At 65.1% G+C, this 25,032-nt stretch carries 19 protein-coding genes; 7 read left to right on the top strand and 12 right to left on the bottom strand.

Annotated elements, in window-relative coordinates; translation table 11 throughout:
* Positions 1-6: 6 nt before the first annotated feature.
* The 10 genes from BGP00_RS18720 to kdsA form a co-directional block, all read right to left on the bottom strand.
* Positions 7-1,290 carry an MFS transporter gene (locus BGP00_RS18720; RefSeq protein ID WP_292688074.1) on the bottom strand — a complete coding sequence of 428 codons (1,284 nt, stop codon included), beginning with the start codon at positions 1,288-1,290 and terminating at the stop codon, positions 7-9.
* Positions 1,287-1,973 carry a hypothetical protein gene (locus BGP00_RS18725; protein WP_292688075.1) on the bottom strand — a complete coding sequence of 229 codons (687 nt, stop codon included), beginning with the start codon at positions 1,971-1,973 and terminating at the stop codon, positions 1,287-1,289. Before BGP00_RS18725 ends, BGP00_RS18720 begins: the two co-directional genes overlap by 4 nt.
* A gap of 103 nt (positions 1,974-2,076) precedes the next feature.
* Positions 2,077-3,039 (bottom strand): helix-turn-helix domain-containing protein, encoded by a 963-nt coding sequence (locus BGP00_RS18730; protein WP_292688077.1) that lies wholly within the window; start codon positions 3,037-3,039, stop codon positions 2,077-2,079.
* Between the two features lie 154 nt (positions 3,040-3,193).
* Positions 3,194-5,965 (bottom strand): TonB-dependent receptor, encoded by a 2,772-nt coding sequence (locus BGP00_RS18735; protein ID WP_292688079.1) that lies wholly within the window; start codon positions 5,963-5,965, stop codon positions 3,194-3,196.
* 182 nt (positions 5,966-6,147) lie between these two features.
* Positions 6,148-7,059 carry a ThuA domain-containing protein gene (locus BGP00_RS18740; RefSeq protein ID WP_292688081.1) on the bottom strand — a complete coding sequence of 304 codons (912 nt, stop codon included), beginning with the start codon at positions 7,057-7,059 and terminating at the stop codon, positions 6,148-6,150.
* Positions 7,060-7,072: 13 nt separating this feature from the next.
* Positions 7,073-9,298, bottom strand: coding sequence for a PQQ-binding-like beta-propeller repeat protein (locus BGP00_RS18745; RefSeq protein WP_292688083.1), 2,226 nt, complete (start codon positions 9,296-9,298; stop codon positions 7,073-7,075).
* 111 nt (positions 9,299-9,409) lie between these two features.
* On the bottom strand, positions 9,410-11,038 hold the full coding sequence (locus BGP00_RS18750; protein ID WP_292688085.1) for a family 43 glycosylhydrolase: 1,629 nt from the start codon (positions 11,036-11,038) through the stop codon (positions 9,410-9,412).
* Between the two features lie 79 nt (positions 11,039-11,117).
* Complete coding sequence (gene cueR, locus BGP00_RS18755; protein ID WP_292688087.1) at positions 11,118-11,573, bottom strand: Cu(I)-responsive transcriptional regulator; 456 nt, start codon at positions 11,571-11,573, stop codon at positions 11,118-11,120.
* A complete protein-coding gene (locus BGP00_RS18760; protein ID WP_292688089.1) occupies positions 11,570-14,044 on the bottom strand; it encodes a heavy metal translocating P-type ATPase in 2,475 nt (824 codons plus the stop codon). Before BGP00_RS18760 ends, cueR begins: the two co-directional genes overlap by 4 nt.
* Before the next feature lie 140 nt (positions 14,045-14,184).
* Positions 14,185-15,012 carry a 3-deoxy-8-phosphooctulonate synthase gene (kdsA, locus tag BGP00_RS18765; RefSeq protein ID WP_292688091.1) on the bottom strand — a complete coding sequence of 276 codons (828 nt, stop codon included), beginning with the start codon at positions 15,010-15,012 and terminating at the stop codon, positions 14,185-14,187.
* A gap of 188 nt (positions 15,013-15,200) precedes the next feature.
* On the opposite strand from kdsA, the gene BGP00_RS18770 reads away from it, so the two are divergent.
* Genes BGP00_RS18770 through BGP00_RS18790 form a run of 5 tightly spaced genes read left to right on the top strand, consistent with a single transcriptional unit; the run spans position 15,201 to position 20,509 of the window.
* The gene (locus tag BGP00_RS18770; RefSeq protein WP_292688093.1) at positions 15,201-16,190 is read left to right on the top strand and encodes a KpsF/GutQ family sugar-phosphate isomerase; all 990 of its coding nucleotides are present in this window, start codon (positions 15,201-15,203) and stop codon (positions 16,188-16,190) included.
* Between the two features lie 13 nt (positions 16,191-16,203).
* Positions 16,204-17,028 (top strand): 3-deoxy-manno-octulosonate cytidylyltransferase, encoded by an 825-nt coding sequence (gene kdsB / locus BGP00_RS18775; protein ID WP_292688095.1) that lies wholly within the window; start codon positions 16,204-16,206, stop codon positions 17,026-17,028.
* Between the two features lie 24 nt (positions 17,029-17,052).
* Positions 17,053-17,661, top strand: coding sequence for a histidine phosphatase family protein (locus BGP00_RS18780; RefSeq protein ID WP_292688097.1), 609 nt, complete (start codon positions 17,053-17,055; stop codon positions 17,659-17,661).
* Positions 17,643-19,319: a beta-3-deoxy-D-manno-oct-2-ulosonic acid transferase gene (locus BGP00_RS18785; RefSeq protein WP_292688099.1), complete on the top strand. Its 1,677-nt coding sequence runs from the start codon at positions 17,643-17,645 to the stop codon at positions 19,317-19,319. The genes BGP00_RS18780 and BGP00_RS18785 overlap by 19 nt, the downstream gene beginning before the upstream one ends.
* Positions 19,316-20,509: a glycosyltransferase family 1 protein gene (locus tag BGP00_RS18790; protein ID WP_292688102.1), complete on the top strand. Its 1,194-nt coding sequence runs from the start codon at positions 19,316-19,318 to the stop codon at positions 20,507-20,509. Before BGP00_RS18785 ends, BGP00_RS18790 begins: the two co-directional genes overlap by 4 nt.
* Positions 20,510-20,515: 6 nt before the next feature.
* On the opposite strand, the gene BGP00_RS18795 is transcribed toward BGP00_RS18790, so the two are convergent.
* Complete coding sequence (locus BGP00_RS18795) at positions 20,516-21,022, bottom strand: sterol desaturase family protein (RefSeq protein WP_292688104.1); 507 nt, start codon at positions 21,020-21,022, stop codon at positions 20,516-20,518.
* 197 nt (positions 21,023-21,219) lie between these two features.
* On the opposite strand from BGP00_RS18795, the gene BGP00_RS18800 reads away from it, so the two are divergent.
* Entirely contained in the window at positions 21,220-22,029 is an 810-nt protein-coding gene (locus tag BGP00_RS18800; RefSeq protein WP_292688106.1) for an SDR family NAD(P)-dependent oxidoreductase, read from the top strand.
* 3 nt (positions 22,030-22,032) lie between these two features.
* On the opposite strand, the gene BGP00_RS18805 is transcribed toward BGP00_RS18800, so the two are convergent.
* On the bottom strand, positions 22,033-23,214 hold the full coding sequence (locus BGP00_RS18805; RefSeq protein WP_292689183.1) for a capsular biosynthesis protein: 1,182 nt from the start codon (positions 23,212-23,214) through the stop codon (positions 22,033-22,035).
* A gap of 342 nt (positions 23,215-23,556) precedes the next feature.
* Between BGP00_RS18805 and BGP00_RS18810 the strand changes: the two genes are divergently transcribed.
* The gene (locus BGP00_RS18810) at positions 23,557-25,026 is read left to right on the top strand and encodes an LTA synthase family protein (RefSeq protein ID WP_292688108.1); all 1,470 of its coding nucleotides are present in this window, start codon (positions 23,557-23,559) and stop codon (positions 25,024-25,026) included.
* Positions 25,027-25,032: the final 6 nt, after the last annotated feature.

Raw genomic sequence — 25,032 nt, forward strand, 5'->3', positions numbered from 1 at the left:
CCGCACCTATTCCGGATTGGGCAGCCGCTCGACCCGGTTGACGACAAAGGCATAGGAGGCCGCGCCAAGGCAGGCCATCGCCCCGATAAAGATCAGGCCGATGAAGAACGAACCCGTCCGTCCCACCGTCATGCCGATGATGATCGGCGTGGCGATGCCCGCCAGATTGGTGCAAAGGTTGAACAGACCCCCGGTGAGGCCCGCAAGCCGCGTGGGCGCGATTTCCGACACCAAAGTCCAGCCCAGATTGGACATGCCCTGACCGAAAAAGGCGATGCTCATCACCGCGATCACGGCGGCGTCGCTTTCCAGCCAGATGGCCAGAATGATGAGGGTGGAAAGCATCAGGCCCGTAATGACCGGAGCCTTGCGCGCGGCGGCCAGCGAGACACCGCCACGCAGCAGCCGGTCCGACGCCTGCCCTCCCGCCAGCACGCCAAGGGACGCCGCCATAAAGGGCACCATCGCGTAGATCCCGGCTTTAAGCCAATCCATATGCCGCTCGCTGGCCAGATAGGTGGGGAACCAGGTGAGGAAGAAGACCAGCGTGGAATTGGTGGCGAATTGGCCGATCGAGGCGCCGATGATGCTGCGCTGGCGCAGCAGATAGGCAACATCGCTCCAGCGGAAGGGGCGCGGGGGTTCGGATTGGGTGGCCCCGCCATCGGCGCGGATCAGGGCCAGTTCGGCCTCGTTGACCCCCACATGCTCCGCCGGGTCGCGATAGAGCCGATGCCACACCAGACCATAGCCGATCCCGATCCCGCCCACGATCCAGAACAAGGCGCGCCAGCCCCAATGGGCGGCCATCCAGAACAGCACCGGGCTGCAAAAGGCGATGCCGAAATACATGCCCACCGAATAGATCGAATTGGCCCGCGCCCGCTCGCCGCGTGGAAACCATGCGATCAAAACGCGACTGTTCGCGGGAAAACAGGGCGCCTCGGCCGCGCCCAGCCCAAGGCGCACCGCGATCAGCGCCCAGCCGCCGCGCACCATGCCCTGCATCACCGTGCAGGCCGACCAGATCGAGAGCGAGAGCGCATAGGTCAGCCGCGTGCCGAAGCGGTCGAGGAAGATCCCGCCCGGCACCTGCGCCAGCGCATAGCTCCACGAAAAGGCGGCGAAAACCAGCCCCATCATCTCCGGCCCGAGGCCCAGTTCGCGGCTCATCGCCGGGGCGGCCACGCCCATCAGCGTGCGGTCGAGATAATTGAGCGCCGTAGCCAGCGCGACCAGCGCCAGCATCGCATAGCGCTTGCGGGTCGGTTTCCCCACTTGCGCCTTCATTGCGCCTCTCGCTTTTCCAGCGTGTAGGCCACGTCATAGGCCTGCGCCAAAGGTTCTGCAAAACCGGCCTGTTCGACGGCGGCGACCATGGCGCCCTGCGCCGCGCTCGCCTCGGCCAGCCCCATGCATTCGGCCAGGATGACCAGATCGAAGGGCGGCTCGCTCATCGGCGGGCGTAATTCGGTTTCGGAGGTGCGGATTTCGGAATAATCGGGCCGGGCGGCGGCCAGATGCACCGATGTCACCTGCGGCATGGCATTAATCGCGGCCAGCGCGGGGGCCAGCGCGCGATGCCCCTCGCCCTCATCCATCCCGGCGGGCAGGCGCAGGCGCAGCGACACCAGCGCGCCCCCCACCCCGCGCCCGCCGGTTTCCAGCACTTCACACGCCATGCGCAGGAAATTGCGGAAATGGGGCGCGATGGACTGGGTCCATTCGGTGGGGAAATTCAGGCTGTGGGCATAATCATCGGCTACGAAACCGGCCAGATCAGCGCCTTCATACAGGGTGAAATAGGTCTGGCGCTCCAGCCCCCGGTTCACCCCCCGGCGCGAGCGGCGAAACCCGGCGTGGTCAAGCCGCTCGGGCATATGCTGATGCGTGTGCCACTGGTGGTAATCATCATCGCCCTGCGCGGTGATGTCATGCCACATGATGATGAATGCGCGACCTTTAAGCGCCATAGTCTTCCCCGTTATGCTTGCCTTGTCAGGCCGGTCTATCAGCAAGGCGCAGCCCCGACGCTGCTTGGGGGCGAACAAATGCTTGGCTCGCGATGCACGCGGGTCAATGCAGGTTCTGTTCCATGTCCTGCTGTCCCTGACCCTCTTGCCGCCACTGGCCGGGCGTCTGGCCGACATGGGCCTTGAAGCGGCGGGAAAAATGGCTGGGATCGCAAAAGCCCGAACGCCAGCCGATTTCCGACACCGACAATTCGGCAAAGCGCGGGTCTTTCAGCAAGGCGCAGGCATGTTGCAGACGCACGGCGAAAAGTTCCTGCACATAGGTCGTGCCCTCCTGCGCCAGAATCTTGTGCAGATAGCGCGGTGAGATCGCCACCTCGGCAGCGACACTGGCCGCATCAAGTTCATGTTCGAAAAAGCGGTTCTGGATGGCGGTACGGATGCGGCGGTAAAGCTGGCGCGTGTGGTTCGACAGGCGGCTTTCATTGGCCCCCAGCATCAGCGCCAGCGCCCCGCCGATCTGTTGCGTGCAAAGCCTGCGCCATGCCTCATCGCCGCGATCATCGCGGATCGCCTCGGTCAACGTCGCCTCCAGCACCCCATGCCACGGGTCGCCCGCGCGCACCACCCGCGCCACTGCCGCTTCGGGCGAGGGCAGCCAGCAGCGCACCCATTCAATCGGCAGGCGCGCCACGATATGCTCCGACCCATGCTCGGTGGTGACGCTGTAGGGCTGGCGATTGTCGAGCAGCACCATGTCGCCCGGCCCCAGATCGACCCGGCGGCCATAATGATCGACCTGCCATGCCCCGCTGCGGATCCAGTTGAGGTTGAGATGGGGCTGCCGCTCACGCGCCGCCGCGCCTTGGGATCGCACCACGCTGTGCGCGCTGCCGATGGAAATCGCGCTCAGTTTGAGCGGGCCAAGGTCATGCTGCTGCATACTGGCCGCCACGCCCTCGTCCTTGCTGGTAAAGTCCAGTTCAAAGATCGCCTCACAGATCGCCTCACGCCAGTAAACCAGATGGTTCACTTCTGTATGGGTGTCGGTGGACCATGAACGCATGGCATTTCTCCCGCAATTTTCCAGCATTTTTGCCTCTATCCTCTGCGCGCCAGCCTAACCCAGGCCGGACCTCCTGACAACATATGTTCACACTAGTACACAAAACGGCCCCGACAGACAGGCTGCCGGGGCCAAGGGTGGATGATGGCCGGGCTCAGAACTTATGGCTGATTTCAAAGGTCCAGATGCGGCCCCAGACATTGTGGTTGTTGGTATCGACCGCATTGGTGCCCGACAGGACAATCGGCGGCGCCTTGTCGGTCAGGTTCTGCACCCCCAGCGCCAGCCGCGTGCCGCTCAGCCAGCGGTGGTTCTCGCCAAATTCATAGCCCAGATTGCCGTCGAACGTGGTCCATGCCGGGATCTGCGTATCGGGCAGTTTCACGCCCGCCACGGTGATCGTGGCATTGTTGAGATAGGAGCCGACATAATTGGCCGCGATATTGGCGTTGAACCCGTCCTTGCGCCAGGACACCGAGGCCCGCCCGCGCGAGGACACCTGAAAACCGAACGTATCGAGCGCATTGAACAGCGCCCCCGTCGGCGTCAGGCTCTTTTGCAGGTTCAGGATCTTGGTAAAGCTGCCGTCAAAGGCAAAGGTGCCCGCCCTGGTTTCCAGACGATAGTTGAGCGTGAAGTCCAGCCCACTCTGCTTCACATTGCCAAGGTTCTGCGTGCCGCCATTCACAATGCCGGTCAGCGTGCAGTCATTGATCGTGCTGGGGGTAAACACCGCGTTCTTGTCGGTCAGGAAGGGCAGATAGGCCGGATTATAGGTCGCGTAATTGCCGTTGACGCAGGTGCTGGGTTGGGGCGCGACGATGAAATAGTCGCTGTAGAGCGCGCGATTGGCCGGGCTGGAAAGGACCAGCGCATTGGTCGCCGTCTGGTTGGGCAGGTTCTCGATGCGGTTCTTGTAATTGACGTTGTAATAGGTGACGCCGAATTTCAGATTGGGCGTGAAGGCAGGCGTCAGATCCAGCCCCAGCGACCAGACGGTCGCCGATTCCGGCTTCAGCCCCGCGGTGTTGCCGGTGCGGTTGAGCACTGCGCTCTGGCCCGTGCTCGACAGCGTGACGGGCACCGAGGGATCATTGGCGCCATTGGCGATATAGGCGCGGTTGGTCTGGCCCACGGTTGCCGGATTGCTCTCGATCAGCGTGGGCGCGCGGAACGATGTGCCCCAACTGCCGCGCAGCTTGACGCCGCCGGTCGGCTGCCATGTCAGGCCGAATTTGGGATTGGCCGTGGTGCCGAAATCGGAATATTTGTCCCAGCGCACCGCCGCGCTCAGATCCAGCCGGTCAAAGCCTGGGATGCGATTGGCCGCGCCAAACACCGGAATGAACGCCTCGCCATAGGCCGAGGAGACATGGCGCCCGCTCTTGGTGCTGCGCGACACCTGAAAGGCGTTTTGCAGGTTGAGCTTGTTTTGCGCCAAGAGCCAGAACCAGTATTCGGTATATTCCCCGCCCAGCGCCACCTTGACCGACCCAGCGGGCAGACCGAACAGCGCCCCGCTGATTTTGGTGCCGAAATCGGCGGTGCGGAATTTGGCCTCCTGCAGAAACCCGCCGATCAGCATGTCGGCCCCGCTCTGCTGGCCGGGCTGATAGGGGTTGAAACTGGAATAATAGCTGGGATTGTTGGCGATAACAGCGGCAATGGTGGTGTTGGCCTGCGGCTGACACACGTTGCACCCGGACGAAAAGCCGTAGGAGCCGTAGGTCGTCCAGTCGAAACCCTTGAAGATGCGGGTCTTGTATTCCAGCGTGGAGTTGAACGTCTCCTCCTTGTTGCGCTGGGTCAGGTCATAATTGGCGTAATTGAGGCCCAGATTATAGACCAGCGTCTCGTTGCCCGTGGTCAGGCCGGGGATATACCACGGGCTGCTGGGGGTCAGGTTGATCGAGATATTGGGCAGGGCCTCCTGCGCGCGGGCGGAGTTTTCGCGGCGGTTGTAATTGACCGTGCCGCTCAGCTCGCCCGCGCCGATGGTCTGATGGGCCTTGAGCAGCACGCTGATCTGTTTGCGGCTGGAAAAGTAATCATACATGTCCGCCGGATCGGCCAGTGTGGGATTGCCTTTCAGCGCCGTCACCTGCGCGGCGGTGGGCACCGCGCCATTGGTGGCGGGCAGGCCGTAAACCGTGCTGCCGATGATCAGCGCGCCGGGCGTTCCGGGAAACACCGTGGTGCCGATCAGATTGTTGTTGTTGCCGCCATAGGGACGCAAATCATTGCGCAGATAATCGCGCGCGGCGCGTTTCACCGGATCGCGGTCGGTATAGCTGAAGCCCAGCATGAAGCCGCCCTCGCTCCAGCGATGGCCCAATACGCCTTCAAACGCGCGCTGGTCATAGAGCGTGTGATTATAGCGGCCCGTCAGTTCCAGCCCTTCATAATCCTTGCGCAGCACATAATTGACCACGCCCGCCACCGCGTCCGACCCATAGATGGCCGAGGCGCCGTCGGTGACGACTTCGACGCGCTCAATCGCGGCAAAGGGGATGACCGAAGGATCGGGGATCTGCGAGATCACGCCCTGCGGCGCCCAGCGATGGCCATCGAACAGCAGCAGCGTGGCATTGTTGCCCAGCCCGCGCAGGTTGACGCCCTGTTGCCGCCCGCCGGTCGAATTCTGGCTGGTGCCAAGGCTGGACCCCTGCGGCAATTGAGCGATCAATTGCGCCGTGTCGCGCACGCCGCTGGCCACAAGGCTGGCGCGGTCCATCGTGACGGTGGCCGAACCGACCGGGGCCACGCCCTTGATCGCGGTGCCGGTCACGATGATTTCGGCATCCTGTTTGCTGGCCGATTCGGCCGCCCCGTGGCCGCTGATATCCTGCGCATGGGCCGCGCCCGCCATGGCCAGCGCCATATAGGAAATGCCCAAAGCCACGCGGCCTGTTTGCCCGATCTTCATCCTGTCCCCCTTGTTGGTGTCCGGTTGTTTTGCCGGATTATGGTTCCGGCATACGCCCGCCCGTCTCCTGCGCCCCTAGCTGCGAAGGCCCCAATCTCTGGACTGAGACTGCACAGGTGGGGACCGGGCAGCGGGCAGCAAAACGCCCGGCTTTTGGGGCCGGGCGCTCGCGGGAGGAGAGTTTATTTGCCCTTTGACCGGGGCGGCGCGGGCGGCGCTGGCGGGTCCACTTTCGCGTCCACCAGCCCGAGCGCCCAGCGGATCCCTTGATGCGCCATCTCGCGGAATTTGGGGTCGTCCCAGACCTGCTCCTGATGGCCGATGGTCAGGTTATAGACCCGGCCCTTGCCATAGGATTTGGCCCAGACCAGCGGGAAATCATCGTCGGCGCGGGTCTTGCGCTGCTGCGGCGTCATCTTGCTCGGGTCCAGCCGCAGGATGACATGCGCGTCCTTGCTGGTAAACGGCATACGCATCACCGGAAACTGGTCAGTATAGGCGAAAGTCTTGGGAAAGACGCCCGCGCCGGGGAAGGCCGGATCTTCGTTGATAATCTGCATCGTATCGACGCGAAACTCGCTTTCCATAAAGGCGCCGATCATCTGGGTAAATTCGGGCCATTCGTAATAGGCGACCGTGGCGGCATGCCCTGCGATAAAGCCCTTGCCGTCCTGCTTCACGAAAGACAGCAGGTCGGCCTTCTGCTGATCGGACAGCGCCCCTGCCCCGCTGCCCAGATAGAACACCGCGTCGAACTGGTCCAAATTGCGGGCATTGACGAATTTGCCCGCATAGCGCGCGCCCTGACCAACAATCGGAGCCTTGGTGATCAACTGGCTGTCGGTGCGGATCACGGTAGCCCATTCGCCATGCTCGCGGCCCATCTGTTCGATCACGCCCATCGCATGGTTGATTGAATCGTGATGCCATCCGGTCTGGACATCCGCGATAATCAGCAGCTTCTTCATCCCCGGCCAGGGATCATTGACGCTCGATTGCGGCATCATCGGCGGCGGGGCAGCGGGCGCGGGGGGCGGCGTCTGGGCCAGCGCGGCGGCGGGCAGCAAACCCGCCAGCAAGAACATCTTACGCATCACATTATCCCCCTTACGGCAACCGATAGGCCACCAGCGTGTCGGACATTTCCGGCCCGCCCACCGCCGTGCCGCCCCCTGCGGCCACCACGACATATTGTTTCCCATCCGCGCCCATATAGGTGATCGGCGTCGAATGGGCCGAGGCCTCCAGCACGCTTTGCCAGAGCAGCTTGCCGGTCTTGGCGTCGAAGGCGCGGAAACGGTGGTCGTTAGTCGCCCCGATAAACACCACGCCCCCGGCGGTGACGATATTGCCGCCGATATTGGGCGCGCCGGTGTTGAGGCCAGCCTTGCCCAGCGCCTCGGTAATGCCCAGCGGCACGCGCCATGCGATGCTGCGCTTCGCCACATCGACCGCAACCAGCTCGCCCCAAGGCGTCGCGCCGCAGGAGAGGTTCACGCCATTGGCGCTATAGGTAAAGCCCTGCGGCGGGCGGGGCCCGGTGGGGCGGGGCGGCGGCGGGCCTGCGGGCACATTACGGTTCATCATCCCCACGCCCGATCCCGCCGCCACCTTGGGGCGATAGACCGGGCGGTTCTGCACATTGACGAAATAATAGCCCAGCGGCGCGGAATAGCTGCCCCCGCCCCAGTTTGGCCCGCCCACCGGGCTGGGATAGGTCAAGGTTGCGTGCGCGCTGCTCTGGCGCGGGGCGTAAAGGTCGCCCACCACGATGCCGTTCCTGTCCCAGAAATCGGTGCAGGCGGCCTTCATGCCGGGGAGCAGATCGGGGATCTCCTCGCGCTTCATCGTGATGCGCGCAATCGGACCGGGCGCATCGGGAAAAGGCTGGGTCGGCCAGACTTCATCGTTAGGTTCATCCGCGCGGGGCGTGGGCTTTTCGGTAAAGCCATTGAGCGGCTCGCCCGTTACGCGGTCGAACATGAAGAACAGCCCATGCTTGCCGGTCAGCATCACGGCGGGCACCGATTTGCCCCCCTGCATCACATCGGCCAACAGCGGCGGCGTGGGCGAATCCCAGTCCCAGATGTCATGATGGGTCAATTGGTGATGCCACAGCAGCTTGCCCGTCGCCGCATCCAACGCCAGCAAAGTGTCGGAATAAAGCTGCGGCCCCTTGGCGCCCGAATTGGCGTCCCCGGTGGGGGCGTAGAGGATGCCGCGCTCCTCGTCGATCGCCATGGTGGACCAGACATTGGCCCCGGACGTATCGCGCCATTCATCGCCCACCCAGGTGTCATGGTTGGCCTCGCCCGGTTCGGGGATGACGTGGAAGGCCCAGACCTGGCGGCCCGTGCGCGCGTCAAAGGCGCGGATGTCGCCGCGCGGCTGGGGCGGGCCGCCCTCGCCCGGACGCGCGCCGGTGATGATCAGGTCGCGCCAGATTGTGACCGGATTGGGGATGGTGAAGGTGGAACGGCGCGACTCGCCCACGATTTCCGACGCCACGCCGATATAGGCGTCAATCACCCCGCCCCGGCCAAATCCGCGCGCGGGCTGGCCGGTGGTAACGTCCACCGCCATCAGATAGCCCTCATCGGTGCCGAAGATCAGGCGCGGGGCGGTCTTGGCGTCTCCGGGCCAATAGGCAATGCCGCGCCCGTGGATGCCCTTGGGGCTTTCATATTTCCAGATCACCTCGCCGGTTTCGGGGCGGATGGCGGTGATGCTGGCCTTCAGATCGGGTTTGAGCGGCGTGGCGGGCGTGGAAATATACATCACCCCGCCGATCAGCAGCGGCGTTACCTCAAAGCGCGAATCCAGCCCCTGATCGCCCGCCTTGCTGGGGCCGGTGCCATAGCGGAAGGTCCATGCCGGTTGCAGGCGGCCCACATTCCGGGCGTTGATCTGCGTGAGGGGGGAGAAATTGCCATTGCCCCCGCCGCCGCCATAGGCTGGCCACTGGTTCGCCCCGCTGGGCCGGGGATAGAGCGCCTTGGCCTCGCCAGTCGCCACGGGCATCGGCGCGCCCGCGCCGCCCTCCTTGGCCTGATAATGGGCCAGAAGATAGCTGCGCACCGCCGCCTCATCCGCCGGGGTGATGATCAGCCCCTGCTTCTTCATTTTGGCCAGCGTCTCGTCCCAGTCGGCGGCCGATTTCGGCTTGGCGGTGACGGTGCCGATGGCGTGGCATTTGCTGCAATTGGCGGCGAATTCGGCGCGGCCCGGCCCCTGCGGCAGGCGCGCGATCCAATCCTCGCCCGTTTGGGCAAGAGCATTGGCCGCCGTAATGGCCAACACGCTGACCATCGCGCCAAACAGGCTCCGTCTCATTCTCTTCTCCCGCATCCCGCTTCTTTTGCGTCTATGGGGATTAGAGGGCAAAGCGCCAGCGGTCGCTGGCTGGCGCTGCACCAGATCCTTGCCTGCGAGGGAATTGCCTCCCTAGGGCTGGGCGCGGAAGCGATAGTCCATAAACCGCACCGTCCCCTTGCCGCTGGCATAAAGCGCGGGGCGCAGGGAGGAGAGATCATCGACCGTGTTGGCCTGATAGCCCGAGACTTCGCTGCGGATGCCGTGGCGGGTCCATGTCCTTCCGTCGAGGCTGTAGTAAAAGGTCACGATCTGACGGTCATTGACGATCTTGAGGTGCAGCTTGCCCACCTTGGGCGCGGGTTCCTGCCAGAAGCTGGAGCGACCGCCGCGCCATGTGATCATCTTCTGCCCATCGATGCCCATGCCCAGAAACAGCCGGTCATCATAGAACAGCAGCAAGCCGCCCTGCGCGCCCGCATCGACATCGACGCTCACGCTGATCTCATAGGCATGATCGCCCACGGTCTGGGTCAGCGGCGAGCAATCGGCAGGGCCGGTCCCCTTGGCCTCCAGCGTCAACACGCCGCCCCCAACCTTGGCCCGCGCCAGTTCCCCCGGCGCGGCGCCATAGAAACTCCAGCGGGTGCCAAAGGCGGGCCGCGTGAAATCATCGCTGCGGGTAAAGCCGCCCGGAGTGCCCGCCTTGCCCGTCGGCATCGGCATGGCCAGCGACAGGTCGCCCCCCAGCGCGCGCGGCCAGCCATCGGCGTCCCACGTCATCGGCTCCAGCAAGGTCTGGCGGCCCAGCGAGCGGTAGTCCTTCTCATAGCCGTGATAGACCATGTACCAAGTGCCTTTAGGCCCTTCCACCATCGTGGCATGGCCGCGCGACCACCAGGCCTCCTTGTCGCTATGCGTGCGCACAATCGGATTATGCGGGCAATTGACCCAAGGCCCCTTCGCCGATTTCGAGCGGGCGATGATCACCATATGGCTGGTGGCCGGACCGGATGTGCCGCCCACGGCCGAGACCAGATAGAACCACTCGCCGCGCCGGAACAGTTTCGGGCCTTCCAGCGAATAGCCCTCGGTGATCCATTCATCGGGATAGTGCCAGCCATCATAGGCCGGTTCGACCGGGCCGATGGTGGAGAGGCCATCATCGGCCAGCGCCACCCGGTTCACGCCCGAGAGATACAGGTAACGCTTGCCATCCTCGCCCACCACATGGCCCGGATCGATCAGGCCATAGATTTTCAGATCAACCGGATCGCTCCAAGGCCCCGCCATGCTGTCGGCATGGATGACATAGATATTGGCGAAACTGTGCAGATCCTTGGCCCATGGGGCGTGCATGAAGGGGATGTAGATGTAATAACGGCCATTATGCTTGGCGATGTCCACGGCGAACACCGTGCCCAGCGGCTTTTCCAGCGCGGGGCCGATCGGGCGCCAATTCACCAGATCGCGCGAATGCCAGATGATCAGGCCCGGCGCGGCCTCAAAGCTGGAATGGGTCATGTAATAATCATCGCCATCCTTCAGGATCGAAGGATCGGGATAATCGCCCGGCATGATCGGATTGCGATACCAGCCATTGCCAAGATCGGCGCGGCGTTCGCCCTCAGGGCCAGTGGCGTGGCCGGTGGCCTGGATGACAGGGCGCGGCTTTTGTGCGGCCAGAGCGGGAACGGCGGGCAGCGCGGCCCCCATCGCTCCGGTGGCAAGGCTTTCCAATGCAGAACGTCGCGTAACCATGTCATCCCCCCTCGGTCTATTTTAGAACCATAGTTCTATTAAACTATGGTAGCGCTAGCAAGGGGAAAAGAAAATCGCCCTATCCGCGCCGGTTCGCAATTGACCGCTCGCGCAGCCGGGCCTGCGCATCGGGGCGAACCGCAAGCCCCGGCTCCTCCAGATCGGCCAGAATCGGGCAATCGGGCCGGTCGTCCCCGGCGCAGCATCCGATCAGCGTCTGGAGCGTGCTGCGCATTTCCTCCATCGCGGCGATGCGGGCGCTCAATTGCTCGACATGGGCCGAAGCGATGCGTTTGACATCCGCGCTGTGGCGCGAACGGTCCCGCCACAGGCCCAGCAGTTCCTGAATCTCGGCCACGGCAAAGCCCATGTCGCGCGCGCGGCGGATAAAGCGCAGATTGTGCACATCGGCGGGCGAATAATCGCGGTATCCTGAATCCCGCCGCTCGGCCTTGGGGATCAAACCGGTGGTTTCGTAATAGCGGATCATCTTGGCCGAAACGCCCGATGCCTTTGCCGCCTCGCCAATGTTCATCGCGCGCCTCCTTTGGCCCGAAACTGACGCCCAAATTGCCGCAGCCGCAGCGAATTGCCCAGCACAAAGACCGAGGACATCGCCATCGCGCCCGCCGCAAACACCGGCGAGAGCAGCACCGGATAAAGCACCCCCGCCGCCACCGGGATCAGCGCGACATTATAGGCAAAGGCCCAGAACAGGTTCTGCCCGATCACCCCCATCGTCGCGCGGGACAGCGCGATGCTATCGCCCACCGCGCCCAGATGGCCCGTCATCAGCACAACATCAGCGGCCTCAATGGCGATATCGGTTCCGGTGCCCACCGCCATGCCCACATCGGCCTGCGCCAGCGCGGGCGCATCGTTGATCCCATCGCCCACATAGGCAAGGCGGCCATATTGCTCCTGAAGCCGCCGCACCGCCTCCACCTTGCCCTCGGGCATGACCTGCGCCACCACCTCGTCTATGCCCAGACGCGCGGCAATGGCATGGGCGGTGGCGCGATTGTCGCCAGTAATCATCGCCACTTTCAGGCCCAGCGCATGGAATGCCGCAATGGCTTCGGGCGTCCCCGGCTTGACCGGATCGGACACCGCCAGCACCGCGGCCAGCACGCCGTCGATGGCGGCATAAAGCGGGGTCTTGCCCTCTGCGCCCAGCCGCGCCGCCATCTGCGTAAAGGGCGCGGTATCCAGCCCCAGACTTTCCATATAGCGATCCGCGCCCACCGCCACCGTGCGGCCATCGACCACGCCGCGCGCGCCCATGCCGGGGATGGCGGCAAAATCGACCGCCGCGCCGGAGCTGAGCCCTTCGGCCTGCGCGGCCCCGACAATCGCGCGGGCGATGGGATGTTCGGAGCGACCCTCAACCGCCGCGATGGCGCCCAACACCGCGCCCCTCTCGAACCCTTCGGCCAGATGCAGGTCGGTCAGCGCCGGATGCCCCAGCGTCAACGTGCCGGTCTTGTCCAGCGCGATGACCTTGGCCTCGCGCAGCATTTGCAGCGCCTCGCCCCGGCGAAACAGCACGCCCATTTCCGCCGCGCGCCCGGTGCCGACCATGATCGCCGTGGGCGTGGCCAGCCCCATCGCGCAGGGGCAGGCGATAATCAGCACCGCCACCGCATTGACCAGCGCCAGACCCAGAGCATGGGGCGGCCCAAACGCCAGCCAGCCTGCAAAGGTCAGCGCGGCGGCCGCCATCACTGCGGGCACGAACCACAGGGTGATCCGGTCGACCACCGCCTGAATCGGCAATTTCGCCCCTTGCGCCGCCTCGACCATGGCGATGATTTGCGAGAGCACCGTATCGCCTCCCACCGCCGTGGCGCGAAAGGCCAGCGCGCCCTGCTGGTTGACCGTGCCGCCCACCAGCGCGCTGCCGATGGTCTTGGCCACCGGGATCGGCTCGCCGGTGATCATCGCCTCATCGACGAAACTCTCGCCCTCGATCACCTCGCCATCGACCGGGATGCGCTCGCCGGGGCGGATCTCGATGATGTCGCCCGCGATGACATCCTCAATGGCCACTTCCCCGCCGCCGCGCACCCGCGCGGTTCTGGGCTGAAGCCGCACCAGCCGCTGGATCGCCTCGGACGTGCGCCCCTTGGCCCGCGCCTCCAGCATCCGGCCCAGCAGGATCAGCGCGACAATGACCGAGGCGGCCTCGTAATAGACATGAACCGTGCCGGGGGGCAGCAGCGCGGGCGCAAACGTCGCCACCAGCGAATAGGCATAGGCCGCCAGCGTGCCCACCGCGACCAGCGAATGCATATCGGGCGCCATCCGCAGCAGCGCCGGAATGCCATGGCGATAGAAACGCCGCCCCGGAAAGATCAGCACCAGCGTGGTCAGCGCGGCCTGAAAATACCAGCTGTTCTGCATGCCGATGGTGCGGTGGATCAGCTCATGCACGCCCGGGATCAGATGCGACCCCATTTCCACCACGAAGACCGGCAGGGCGAGCACCAGTGCCAACAGGAAATCGCGTTTCAATTCCAGCGCCTCTGCCTCGCGGCGGTCCTGCGCCTCGTCGCGCGCCGCAGCGCCACGATATTCGCGCGCCTGATAGCCCGCCCCGGCCACCGCCGCGATCAGATCCTCGACCGGCGCGCTTCCCCGCACCTGCGCCCGCCCGGTGGCCAGATTGACGGAGGCCGCCGCAACGCCGGGCGCCGCCAGCAGCGCCCGCTCGACCCGGCCCACGCAGGAGGCGCAGCTCATTCCCTCGATCGCCAGTTCCTGCGCGGCGGAGGGAATGCGATAGCCCGCCTCCTCGACCGCGCGGGCGATGGCGCCGTGATTCACCCCCGCATCGGCCACAATATCGGCCCCCGCAGTGGCCAGATTGACGCTGACCGAGCGCACCCCCGCCACCTTGCTCAGCGCCCTTTCCACCCGCCCGACGCAGGAGGCGCAATTCATGCCCTCAATGGCAATATGGCGCCGCGTGGGGCCGGTTGCGGGCTGGGATTGGGGCTTGCTCATGACGGATGCTCACGCTTGGGAAACGGGTTCTGGCGTGAAGATGGGGCTTGCCATCATGGGAAGGTCAAGGGCGAAATGAGGGGCTGACTACAAGCGCGCCCTGTATTGATCGCCGCCGGGCAATTGCGTCAGACGAATGCTCACCCCTTCACCACCGCGTCAATCGCCTGCAGTTTGCGCAACAGTGCCTCGACCTGATCGAGCCGCACCGCGTTGGGGCCGTCGGACAGGGCCTTGTCCGGGTCCGGATGCGTTTCCATGAACAGGCCGGACACACCGGCGGCCACCGCCGCGCGTGCCAGAAGCGGCACAAATTCGCGCTGACCGCCAGAACTTTCGCCCAGTCCGCCGGGCAATTGCACCGAATGGGTGGCATCGAACACCACCGGGCATCCGGTCTGGGCCATGATCGCCAGCGAGCGCATGTCGGAAACGAGATTGTTGTAACCAAACGAGGCGCCCCGCTCGCACAGCAGGAAATTGTCCGGGTCATGCCCGGCCGCAGCGGCCGCATTGCGCGCCTTGGCCACCACCTGCACCATATCGCCGGGCGCCATGAACTGCGCCTTCTTGATGTTCACCGGCTTGCCCGAGGCGGCCACGGCGGCGATAAAATCGGTCTGGCGCGCCAGAAAGGCGGGCGTTTGCAACACGTCAACCACCGAGGCGACCGCGCTCACCTGATGCGGCTCATGCACATCGGTCAGCACCGGCAGGCCGGTCTCGGCCCGCACCTTTTCAAGAATGCGCAGCCCCTCGTCCATGCCCAGCCCGCGAAACGAGCGGTCGGAACTGCGGTTGGCCTTGTCGAACGAACTCTTGAAAATCACCATCAGGCCAAGGCGCCGCGCCATATCGGCCAGCGTTTGCGCGATCGACAGGGTCATCGCCTCGCTCTCGATCACGCAAGGGCCGCAAATAACGAAAAGGGGCGTATCGTGGCCGATCTCGTGTCCGCAAAGGCGCATGGTGCTTCAACCCCAAATTACTGAATACACGAGTTTATAAACGCCATTCTGCGACGAACCGCATTTCCCTCGCGACAGGGCACTCCTTGGCCGAGAACGAAAGGGCTGGCAATCCCCAACCGTTTTCAATACTTACGAAGTCGGTCGGACTTGTACAGTTTAGCGCCTATATGCCATCAGGGATGTCTATGACCGCTCAAATATTTCAGGCTCGACATGCCGCCTCGGCCCTCAAAACTCTCGATATCGAGCTGCAGGCTCTCGAAACGCTCAAGTCCGCACTCCAGTCGCCCGAATTGAGCCAGTCCGTTGACGCGGCGATCCAGATCATGGCCTTTACCAAGGGCCGCGTTGTTGTCAGCGGCATGGGCAAAAGCGGACTTATCGGCCGCAAGATCGCCGCAACCCTGCGCTCCACCGGCACCCCGGCACTGTTTCTGCACCCAGGCGAGGCCAGCCATGGCGATCTTGGCCTGATCACCGAACAGGACGTGGTTCTGGCCATCACCTGGTCGGGCGAGACGGCCGAACTGGTCGATATCTTCCAATATTGTCACCGTTTCGGCGTCAAACTGATCGTGGCCACGGCCCATCCTGAAAGCACGGCCGGCCGCGCCGCCGATATCTGCCTTCAGCTGCCCGTGGTGCGCGAGGCATGCCCGAACAATCTGGCGCCGACCTCCTCGACCACGCTACAACTGGTGCTGGGCGATGCGCTGGCGGTGGCGCTGATCGAAGCGCGGGGCTTCACCTCCTCGGATTTCCACGTGTTCCACCCGGGCGGCAAACTGGGCGCGCAACTGGCCCGCGTGGCCGATATCATGGGCGTGGATGATGCTGTTCCCCGCGTCTATCGCGACGCCACGCTGGTGAGCGCCACGATCGAAATGAGCCGCAAGCGCTATGGCTGCACTGCGGTTGTCGATGGCGATGGGCGGTTGGTGGGGGCCTTTACCGATGGTGACCTGCGCCGCTGTATTGCGGTCTATGATCTGCAGGACGAAATCGGCAGGCATATGTCACCCACCCCGGTGATGGTCCATCCCGACACGCTTTGCGCCGATGCGCTGCGTATCCTCAATGAAAACGCCATTTCGGTGCTGTTCGTTGTGGAAGATGACGAAAAGCTGGTCGGCATCGTGCATATGCATGACATCGTCAGGACCGGTGTTGCCTGAAATGGCGCCTGATATGGCGTCATCGGCCGCGCCGGATCTGATCGTTATTCCGGCGCGTTACGGCTCGACCCGGCTGCCGGGCAAGCCGTTGATGATGATCGCCGGGCGCACGCTGCTCGAACGGGTGGTGGGGGTGGCGCGCGTGGCGGCCGCGCAGGCGGGCCATTGCGAACTGGTCGTGGCCACCGATGATGCGCGCATCGCCGATCATGCGCGGGCGCTGGGGGTCGGTGCGGCGATGACGCCCGCCTCGCTCGATTCCGGTTCGGCCCGCGCCTGCGCCGCCGCGCATCAACAGGCCCGGACGCCGGGGCTTGTCATCAATCTTCAGGGCGATGCCCCCTTCATCTCGCCCGCCATTGTTGCGGGCCTCATCCGCACCCTGCGCGGGGGGCAGGCCGATGTGGCCACGCCGGTCTATCGGCTAGACTGGGCGCGGCTCGACCGGCTGCGCCATCACAAGCTGACCGCGCCTTTCAGCGGCACCACCTGCGCGCGCGGGCCCGATGGGCGGGCGCTGTGGTTTTCCAAGACGATCATCCCGGCCATCCGCAACGAGGAGGCCCTGCGCGCGGCGGGCGATCTCTCGCCCGTGTGGCAGCATCTGGGGCTTTACGGCTATCGCATGGCCGCGCTCGACTGGTTCGCGGCCTGTGCGCCCACCCCTTATGAAGTGCTCGAGGGGCTCGAACAGCTCCGCTTTCTCGAAGGCGGGCGGACCATCGACACATTCGAGGTGACCGCGCCCGACCATGCCCTGTCCGGCATCGACACGCCCGCCGATGTGCAATGGGCCGAGGAAGCGATTGCCCGGCTGGGTGATCCCTTTCCCGCCTGATCCGAATCGGTTAAGCGCGCAGGGATGTTTGTTATCGTCCGCCACGGAAACACTTTTGCCGCCGGAGAGCAGCCGCGCCGCATCGGCGCGCGCACCGATCTGCCGCTGACCGCGCAAGGTCAGGCGCAGGCCGAGGCGCTGGGCGCCCATTTCGCGGCGCTGGGTTGGCGCTTTTCCCGCGTGCTGACCTCGCCCCTGCTGCGCACCCGCGCCACGGCTCAGGCGATTGTGGCGGCGCAAAGCGACATCCCTGTGCCCGAGTCATGCGACTGGCTGGCCGAAATCGACCATGGGCCGGACGAGGACAAGGACGAAGCGACAGTTCTGGGCAGAATCGGCCATGATGCGCTGGCGGCATGGGATGCGCACGCCCTGCCCCCGCCGGACTGGCGGGTCGATGCCGAACAGCGGCTGAGCGGATGGCGGGCGCTTTTTGCCTCGCCCCCCGCCGATGGCCCGATCCTGCTGGTCACCAGCAATGGCGCTGCGCGTTTCGCGCTGCTGGCCGATCCGGCGCTGCAGGCGGCGATGCGGGATATGCCCGGCCTCAAACTGCCCACCGGCGCCTATGGCCTGCTGCGCCGCGATGCGCGCGGGCAATTGGAAATCGCCGCATGGGGGCAGAGGCCGTGACCGCGCCTTTGCTGCGCGCGCCGCCCTTTCCGGGGGTGGGGCCCATCCATGTGGCCCTTAGCGGTGACGAGGCCGCAGCTGGCGATTCCGCAGCCCTTTTCGCCCACCTGCGCGCGGCGCGGGTCGGCGGAGCCTTCTGGGACTCGCCCGTCGGGCTGCCCGGCCCGGCCGAGATGGTTGTGCGCCCGCGCGATGCCGCAGAGGTTGCCGCCTTGGCGCCCGCCTCCCCAGCCCTGTGGGTCGCCGCCTCGCCGGCGCGCACCTTGCGTCAGGCGCTGGCCCGCCGGACCGAGCGCGAAGGCGGCGAATGGCGCGCTTCTGTCGATCCTTGGTCGGCGTTGGCCGGGGCCGGACAATTGCTGGCCCATGGCGATGACGAATGGGTCGCGCTGGCCCGCATCGCCGGGGTGCCGGTGCGCGTGCTGTCGCCGGGCCGCTTTGGCACGCCGGGCGAGGACGATGCCGTGCTCGACCGCCATGCCTTTCGCGCCCTGACATCGGCGCACTATCGCGATCCCTTTACCGGCAGCCCTTCCACGCTGGAGGCCACCATCGACCTTCTGGCGGAATGGCGGCGCATCATCGAGGCCAATCGCGGCATTGTCGTGGCCAGCGGCATGGCATGGTGGAAACGCGCCGAAATCCGACGTTTCCTGTGGTCGAGCGCGGACAATCTGCGCATGGTGTCCAGCCCGCGCCGCGCCCTGACCACGGCCCGGCGCCGGGGCGGAGCGGTGGCGATCTGGCCCTCGCGCGTGTCGCCCGTCCTGCTGGCCGAGGCCAAGGCGCAGGGCGTGCCGCTGGTCAGGGTCGAGGATGGCTTTGTCCGCTCGGTGGGGCTGGGCAGCAATCTCGTGCCGCCCTCCTCGATCGTGGTTGACCGGGGCGGCATCCATTTCGACCCGTCGCGGCCCAGCGATCTGGAAGCGATTCTGGCCCGGACCGCTTTTTCCCCCGAACTGCTCGAGCGCGCCCGCTCCTTGCGCGAAACCATCGTCGCGGCCGGGATCAGCAAATATGCCGCCGGTACCGCTGAAAATGCCCCCCGGCGCGGGGCGCGGCGATTGGTGCTGGTGCCCGGACAGGTCGAGGATGACATGTCGGTGATCGCGGGCGGCGGCGGTTTGCGTTCGAATCTGGAATTGCTGCGCCGGGCGCGCGCGCTCGAACCCGACGCCGAGATCTGGTTCCGCCCGCACCCCGATGTCGATGCCGGTCATCGCAAGGGCGCCGTGCCCGATGGCGAAGTGCTGCAACTGGCCGACCGGATCGCGCGGGGCGGGGGCATGGCGCCGCTGCTCGATACGGTCGATGGGGTCCATGTGCTGACCTCGCTGACCGGATTTGAGGCATTGATGCGCGGGCGGGATGTGACGTGCCATGGCACGCCCTTCTATGCCGGATGGGGCCTGACGCGCGATCTGGGCGCGGTGCCTGACCGGCGCGGGCGGGCGTTGGCGCTGGACGAACTGGTCGCGGGCGTGCTGATCCTCTATCCGCGCTATCTCGATCCGATCACCGGCCTGCCCTGCCCGCCCGAAGTGCTGGTCGGCCGCATGGCCAGCGACCGCGCGCCCAACCGTCTGGAATGGATCGCCCCGCTGCGCCGCTGGCAAGGGCAGTTGATGGCCCGCCTGAACCGGAGAGGCACGAAATGAGCTCCGTCATTCTGGACATTTCCCGGCTGATTTCGCGGGTGCATTATTCCACACCCTCGGGGGTCGACCGGGTCGAGATGGCCTATGCCCGCGGGATGCTGGCCCATTATGGCGATGATCTGGCCTTTGCCGCCGTGCATCCCACCGGCCTTTATGGTCGCCTGTCGCGCAAGGCGGCGCTGGCCTATCTCGATGAGCTGGAGCGGCGCTGGATGAGCGAGGAAAGCGGCGGCGCGCGAAAATCGGTGATCTCTAGTCTGCCGTGGATGACTGCGCTCTGGCCCAGACGCGTGCGTCGGGCGCTCGGGAAAAGCGTCTATGTTCAGGTCTCGCCCCATCATCTGACCCGGCAGGATCTGATCCGCCGCATTCTGGCGCGTGAGAATGCGCGCTATCTCTGCATGGTCCACGATCTGATCCCCATCGAATTTCCCGAATATGCCCGCCCCAACGGCGCCGATCTGCACCGCAAACGGATGGCCACGGTGGCCGCGCTGGCCGATGGGGTGATCGTCAATTCCGCCGCCACCGGGGCGTCCTTTGCCCCGTGGATTGCGCGGTCGGGGCGCGATATCGCCATGCATGTCGCCCTGTTGGGCACCGAGAGCATGGCCGAGGCGCCGCCTGCGGTCTGGGCGGACGGGCGGCCCTATTTCGTCTGCATCGGCACGATCGAGCCGCGCAAGAACCACCTGCTGCTGCTCCATCTCTGGCGCCATCTGGCAGAGACTCTTCCACCCGCGCAGGTGCCCCGGCTGGTGGTGATCGGGCGGCGCGGCTGGGAAAACGAACAGGTGATCGACATGCTCGAGCGCTGCCCCGCGCTGAAGGGCCATGTTGAGGAGCTTAACGGCTGTCCCGATACGCAAATCGCCGGGCTGCTGCGGGGCGCGCGGGCGCTGCTGCTGCCCTCCTTTGCCGAGGGCTATGGCATGCCGGTGGCCGAGGCGCTATCGGTCGGCACGCCGGTGGTGTGCAGCGATCTGCCCGCCCTGCGCGAGGCGGGCGGGGATGTGCCCGATTATCTCGATCCGCTGGACGGGCCAGGCTGGAAGACGGCTATCCTCGACCATGCTGGCGGCGGCGCGCTGCACCAGGTGCAGCAACAGCGCATGGCATCATGGCACAATCCAAGCTGGGCCCGGCATATGGAGATCGTGGCCGAGGCGATTGCCCGGTTGCAGCGCTAACCGCTCTCAACCGCGCGGCGAGATGATCCGGCTGCGAAAGATCCAATCGAGGAAGATCGCGGTGATCGCGTAATTGCCATGCTCGTCAACATAGTGGTGGCGCATGTGATGGCGCTTGAACGCCTTGCCCAGCCGCGAGCGCATCGGCCATTGATGACAGGCGAAATGCAGCAGGTCATAGGCCACATAGCCAAGGATGAAGCCCAGAAACAGCCATGTCCCGCCGTGACCCACCAGCGCCATGCACCCCCACCAGATCAGCGCCGAGGCAGGCAGGCTGATCACCGGAGGCATCAGGTTGCGCATGTCGTCATTCGGGCTGCTGTGGTGGTTGCCGTGGATCAGGAACACCAGCCAGCGTGCGGGAGCCCAATTGGTTTCCCAATGGAACAAATAGCGGTGCATCACATATTCAAAGAGGCACCACACCACCAGCCCCCCCAGGAACAGCCCCAGCGCCTTCATCGGCGCCGCCGTTCCCCAGGCCGCCCAGAGCACCAATGGCAGGGCCACGCTCCAGATTATGGCGAATCCGAGCGGTGAGAGAACGGTAAGCTTTTCAAGCTGTTCATTCCTAAACAGTCTGATACGCTGCATGCTGGAATCTCGGCTGATCATTATCTCCATGTCTGGACAGCACCGGCTCATTGCTGTCAAGTGGTAAGCGTCAGACGGTTTTATAATCTACATCATTAACCCAAAACAGATTTATGACCGATCAATTTCATCCGAAACGAACAATTGTTACTGGCGCCTCTGGTGAACTCGGTCAGGCGATGGCGCGACAACTGGCGCGTCCGGGGGCGCGACTTTCACTGTGGGGACGCGATCGCGAAAAACTGGCCTCTATTGCTGCGCAATGCAGCGAGAAAGGAGCGCTGGTCGATGTGCGTTCACTGGATCTGACCGATGTGGAGGGTGCGGTCGCGGCTTTATTAGCCGAGGATGATGCCTGTCCCTTCGATATGGCCATCTTCGCCTCAGGGCTTGGCGACATCCGAGCCAAAGGCGCGCTGGTCGAGGATCCCGCTCAGGTCGCCCGGCTGATAGAGGTTAATTTTATCGCTCCGGCGGCCATGGCGGCGGCCCTCGCCGGGCGGATGGCGGCCCGCAATGGCCACCGTAAGAGCGGCGGGCGGCTGGTTCTGATCAGCTCGGCCGCCGCCTTTCACGCGCTGCCCTTTGCCGCCTCCTATGCGGGCAGCAAGGCGGGGCTGTCGCGTTTCACCGATTCGCTGCGCATCGCCATGCGGCCCCATGGCGTGTCGGTTACACTGGCCTCTCCGGGCTTTATCGACACGGCGGCGGGCCGCGCGGTACCGGGCGCCCGCCCGATGCCGCTCTCGCCCAAGGAGGCGGCAAGGCGCATCCTGCGCGCCGCCATGGCGGGCCGAAAGGGCATGGGGCGCGCGCATTTGGTTACCCCATGGCATTTTGCCCTGCTGCGCCTGTTCGACCGGGCGCTCCCCCGGTTTCTGCGCGACCGCCTGCTGCGCTCGCTCGCCCCGCCGGGGTGGTAGCGATCATTCGGGCAGCAGCGGCCGCCCTTCCAGCCTGGCAATCGCGTGGCGAACCACCTTGTCCAGTGCTTCCTCGGAAAAGAAACCGCCCGGGATCAGGCAGCGATCGATCAGCACCCGGCGAAACGCATCAAAGGTTTCCTTGTCCGGCGCGACGGGGTTCTGCCAGAAAGCGTCGAGCCCGTCCTGACAGGTGATGTCGGCAATGTCATAGACCGCGCTGCCCATCGCCACCACCGGCACGCCCATGGCCAGCGCCAAAGTGCCGCTGGTGCTGTTGATCGTCACCATGCCCTGCGCCCGCCGGGTGACAGGGACAATGTCGCCCCAGTCCATGTAATCGACCCTTTCGGCAATGCCGAGCATCGCGGCAATCGTGGCGGTTTCCTGCCGCCAGTCGCGCACTCCGTTGTCGAGCGGATGCTCCTTGACCACCAGCCGCGCATGGGCGGGCGCATGGGCCGCAAAAGAGCCCAGCACCAGCTTGAGCGCCTCGGCAATGCCGGAAAAGGGCGAATGCAGGCGGATCTGGGCATCCGAATCAAGCTGGAGCGGAAAGATGAAATAGGGCTGGTCGCTTGTTTCCAGCCGGGCGATCAGTTCCGCGCCACGCGCGCGCTTTTCCTTGCCCTGACGCAGCTTGCGCAGCCACCCCATGCCCTCGACCAGCGGCGGCCATGGCCGATGGTTGTTCCAGTGGGGATAGCGCCAGCGGGTAAACACATCGGCGACGTTGTAGATCAGCCCCTCGGTCGCCCGGCGGCGGAACGAGGAAGGGACCTGCGCATGGGGCGGAACGGGCGGCAGAGCGGCGGCGGTTTCACGATACCACACCGGATCGCGCGGCAAAGAGGAATGGCCATTGACCCCGCCCAGCTCCAGCGTCACCCAATCGGGCCGGATATAGCCTTCCTCGAACACATGGACGGGGATGCCCATCTCCTGACACACCTGTCGCGCGATCAGATGGTGCGGACGGCAATCGCCAAAAAGCACCACATCGGTGATTCCCTTGTCCCCGATCAGCCGCCGCAACGCCCCGGGCCACTCCTCCAGCGACCCGCGATAATCGATGCCATTGGGCAGGCGCCAGAACGCCCGGTCGCCGCCGTTGAAATTGACCTTGTGGACGCTATGTCCGTCGCGCATCAGCCCGCGACCCAGCCATCGGAACAACGGCCCCATCAGCCCCTGCAACAGCAGCACATGACGCCTGGCGCCGCCCGACCAGGTGTATTCCGCGGTTTCGGCAAGAGCCGGGGACGCGGCCGAAATATCTGGCATGTGCAAAAACGCTCCATCCAACAGCAATGCGAAAGGCCGGGACACGTTTGCCCCTGTTCTTTGCTCCGGCGTTAGTCCCCTCCCATGTATCGGGCAAGACTCGGAAAGATCTATATTTGAAACACGAGACCTGATGACACTGTCCACAGAGCAGGCTATGGCCCGGCCGCGTGATGAGGCGCACGGAAATCGACCTGAAGGGGTCAACGGGGTGAACAGGATCTGCTTAGGGCGATATCCGAGGTGCTGACCTTTGCAGCTTTGCTCGTGATGGTCATGGCGCTCGATGCGCTGGTCCATCCCCGGCCTCGCCTGCCGGGGCGCAGCCTGATCGGCCTATGGCTGATGGGCTGGACGACAATCGCGCTGTTCGGCCTGTTTCTGATGTTCAGCGGCAGCATGATGGTTGCCGCGGTGCTGGTGCTGGCGCTGGCCGCCCTGTTTACGCTGGCCTCGAACGCCAAACATGCGATGCTGGGTGAACCGTTGCTTTTTTCCGATCTGGCACTCGTCGGGGCGGTGTTCCGGCATCCGCAATTCTATCTTTCCGCCGTCCGGCCATGGCAAAGGGTGGCGGTCGGGCTGATCGCGCTGGCGCTGGTGGCGGTGCTGGTATGGCTGTTCGATCCTGCGGTGGCGCCGCATCTGGCGGGCGCGGCGCTGTTGGCGGGCGGGCTGGTCGTGCTGGCGTTCAGCCTGCGGGCGTGTCGTCCTCTCGTCACCATGCCCGATGCCCATGGCGATGTCCGCAGCCATGGGCTGGTGCCGGTGCTGGTGCTGTACTGGCGACGGTGGCGGGCGAGTCAGGACCCCGCCCCCTGCCCCTCCGTGGCGCGACATGCGCCCGATGATGACGCACCCGAATTGGTGATCATCATCCAATGTGAATCCTTTGCCGATCCGCATGAACTCTTCAGCCCCGACCATCCCGCCCAACCCGATTTCGCCCTGCCCGGCCTAGCCGCCGCCCGGGCGCAGGCATGGCAATGGGGCCGCCTCGAGGTCAGCGGCTTTGGCGCCTATACGATGCGCACCGAATATGGTGTGCTGTTTGGGCGCGACGAGGATGTGCTCGGTTTCCGCCGCTATGACCCCTTCCTCACCGCATTGGGCGAGGCATCCTATGCGCTGCCCGCGCGGTTGCAGGCGGCCAACTGGCGCAGCCTCTTTGTCCACCCGCATGACATGCGCTTTTACGGCCGCGACGCGATCATGCCCGCAGCGGGTTTTGACGAACTGGTGGGCGAGGAAAGGTTTGACCCGCCCCGGCCCGAGGACGGCCGCTATGTCACCGATGCGGCCATGGCCGATGCGATCCACACGCTGGCATCGCAGGCCGACGGGCCGACCATGATCTATGCCGTCACCATCGAAAACCACGGCCCATGGGCACCCGAGGAGGCCGCAGGCGCCGAGCGCGATCTGGTCCGCAGCTATCTGCGGCTGGTCGGCAACAGCGATGCCATGCTGGCCACGCTGGTCGAGCGGATGGCGCAGGCGGGGCGGCCGGCGATGCTGGTCTTTTTCGGCGACCATCGCCCCAGCATCCCCGGCGCGACCCGGCCGGGCGGCGCGCGGCATACGCCCTATGTGATGGTCCGCCTCGATGCACAGGGGCAATATGTGCGCGGATCGGATCAACGCATCGACCTGACCCCGGCGCAACTGCACCATGCCGTGCTGGATGTGGTGCTGGGCGCGCGAAAGGACTGATCGTCC

The organism is Novosphingobium sp. 63-713, assembly GCF_001898925.1.
Lineage (GTDB): Bacteria > Pseudomonadota > Alphaproteobacteria > Sphingomonadales > Sphingomonadaceae > Novosphingobium.

What these genes read in the sequence shown, in the direction of transcription:
- BGP00_RS18720 (WP_292688074.1), bottom strand. Translation starts at nt 1,290, where the DNA reads ATGAAGGCGCAAGTGGGGAAACCGACCCGCAAGCGCTATGCGATGCTG.
- BGP00_RS18725 (WP_292688075.1), bottom strand. Translation starts at nt 1,973, where the DNA reads ATGGCGCTTAAAGGTCGCGCATTCATCATCATGTGGCATGACATCACC.
- BGP00_RS18730 (WP_292688077.1), bottom strand. Translation starts at nt 3,039, where the DNA reads ATGCGTTCATGGTCCACCGACACCCATACAGAAGTGAACCATCTGGTT.
- BGP00_RS18735 (WP_292688079.1), bottom strand. Translation starts at nt 5,965, where the DNA reads ATGAAGATCGGGCAAACAGGCCGCGTGGCTTTGGGCATTTCCTATATG.
- BGP00_RS18740 (WP_292688081.1), bottom strand. Translation starts at nt 7,059, where the DNA reads ATGCGTAAGATGTTCTTGCTGGCGGGTTTGCTGCCCGCCGCCGCGCTG.
- BGP00_RS18745 (WP_292688083.1), bottom strand. Translation starts at nt 9,298, where the DNA reads ATGAGACGGAGCCTGTTTGGCGCGATGGTCAGCGTGTTGGCCATTACG.
- BGP00_RS18750 (WP_292688085.1), bottom strand. Translation starts at nt 11,038, where the DNA reads ATGGTTACGCGACGTTCTGCATTGGAAAGCCTTGCCACCGGAGCGATG.
- cueR (WP_292688087.1), bottom strand. Translation starts at nt 11,573, where the DNA reads ATGAACATTGGCGAGGCGGCAAAGGCATCGGGCGTTTCGGCCAAGATG.
- BGP00_RS18760 (WP_292688089.1), bottom strand. Translation starts at nt 14,044, where the DNA reads ATGAGCAAGCCCCAATCCCAGCCCGCAACCGGCCCCACGCGGCGCCAT.
- kdsA (WP_292688091.1), bottom strand. Translation starts at nt 15,012, where the DNA reads ATGCGCCTTTGCGGACACGAGATCGGCCACGATACGCCCCTTTTCGTT.
- BGP00_RS18770 (WP_292688093.1), top strand. Translation starts at nt 15,201, where the DNA reads ATGACCGCTCAAATATTTCAGGCTCGACATGCCGCCTCGGCCCTCAAA.
- kdsB (WP_292688095.1), top strand. Translation starts at nt 16,204, where the DNA reads ATGGCGTCATCGGCCGCGCCGGATCTGATCGTTATTCCGGCGCGTTAC.
- BGP00_RS18780 (WP_292688097.1), top strand. Translation starts at nt 17,053, where the DNA reads ATGTTTGTTATCGTCCGCCACGGAAACACTTTTGCCGCCGGAGAGCAG.
- BGP00_RS18785 (WP_292688099.1), top strand. Translation starts at nt 17,643, where the DNA reads ATGGGGGCAGAGGCCGTGACCGCGCCTTTGCTGCGCGCGCCGCCCTTT.
- BGP00_RS18790 (WP_292688102.1), top strand. Translation starts at nt 19,316, where the DNA reads ATGAGCTCCGTCATTCTGGACATTTCCCGGCTGATTTCGCGGGTGCAT.
- BGP00_RS18800 (WP_292688106.1), top strand. Translation starts at nt 21,220, where the DNA reads ATGACCGATCAATTTCATCCGAAACGAACAATTGTTACTGGCGCCTCT.
- BGP00_RS18805 (WP_292689183.1), bottom strand. Translation starts at nt 23,214, where the DNA reads ATGGGGCCGTTGTTCCGATGGCTGGGTCGCGGGCTGATGCGCGACGGA.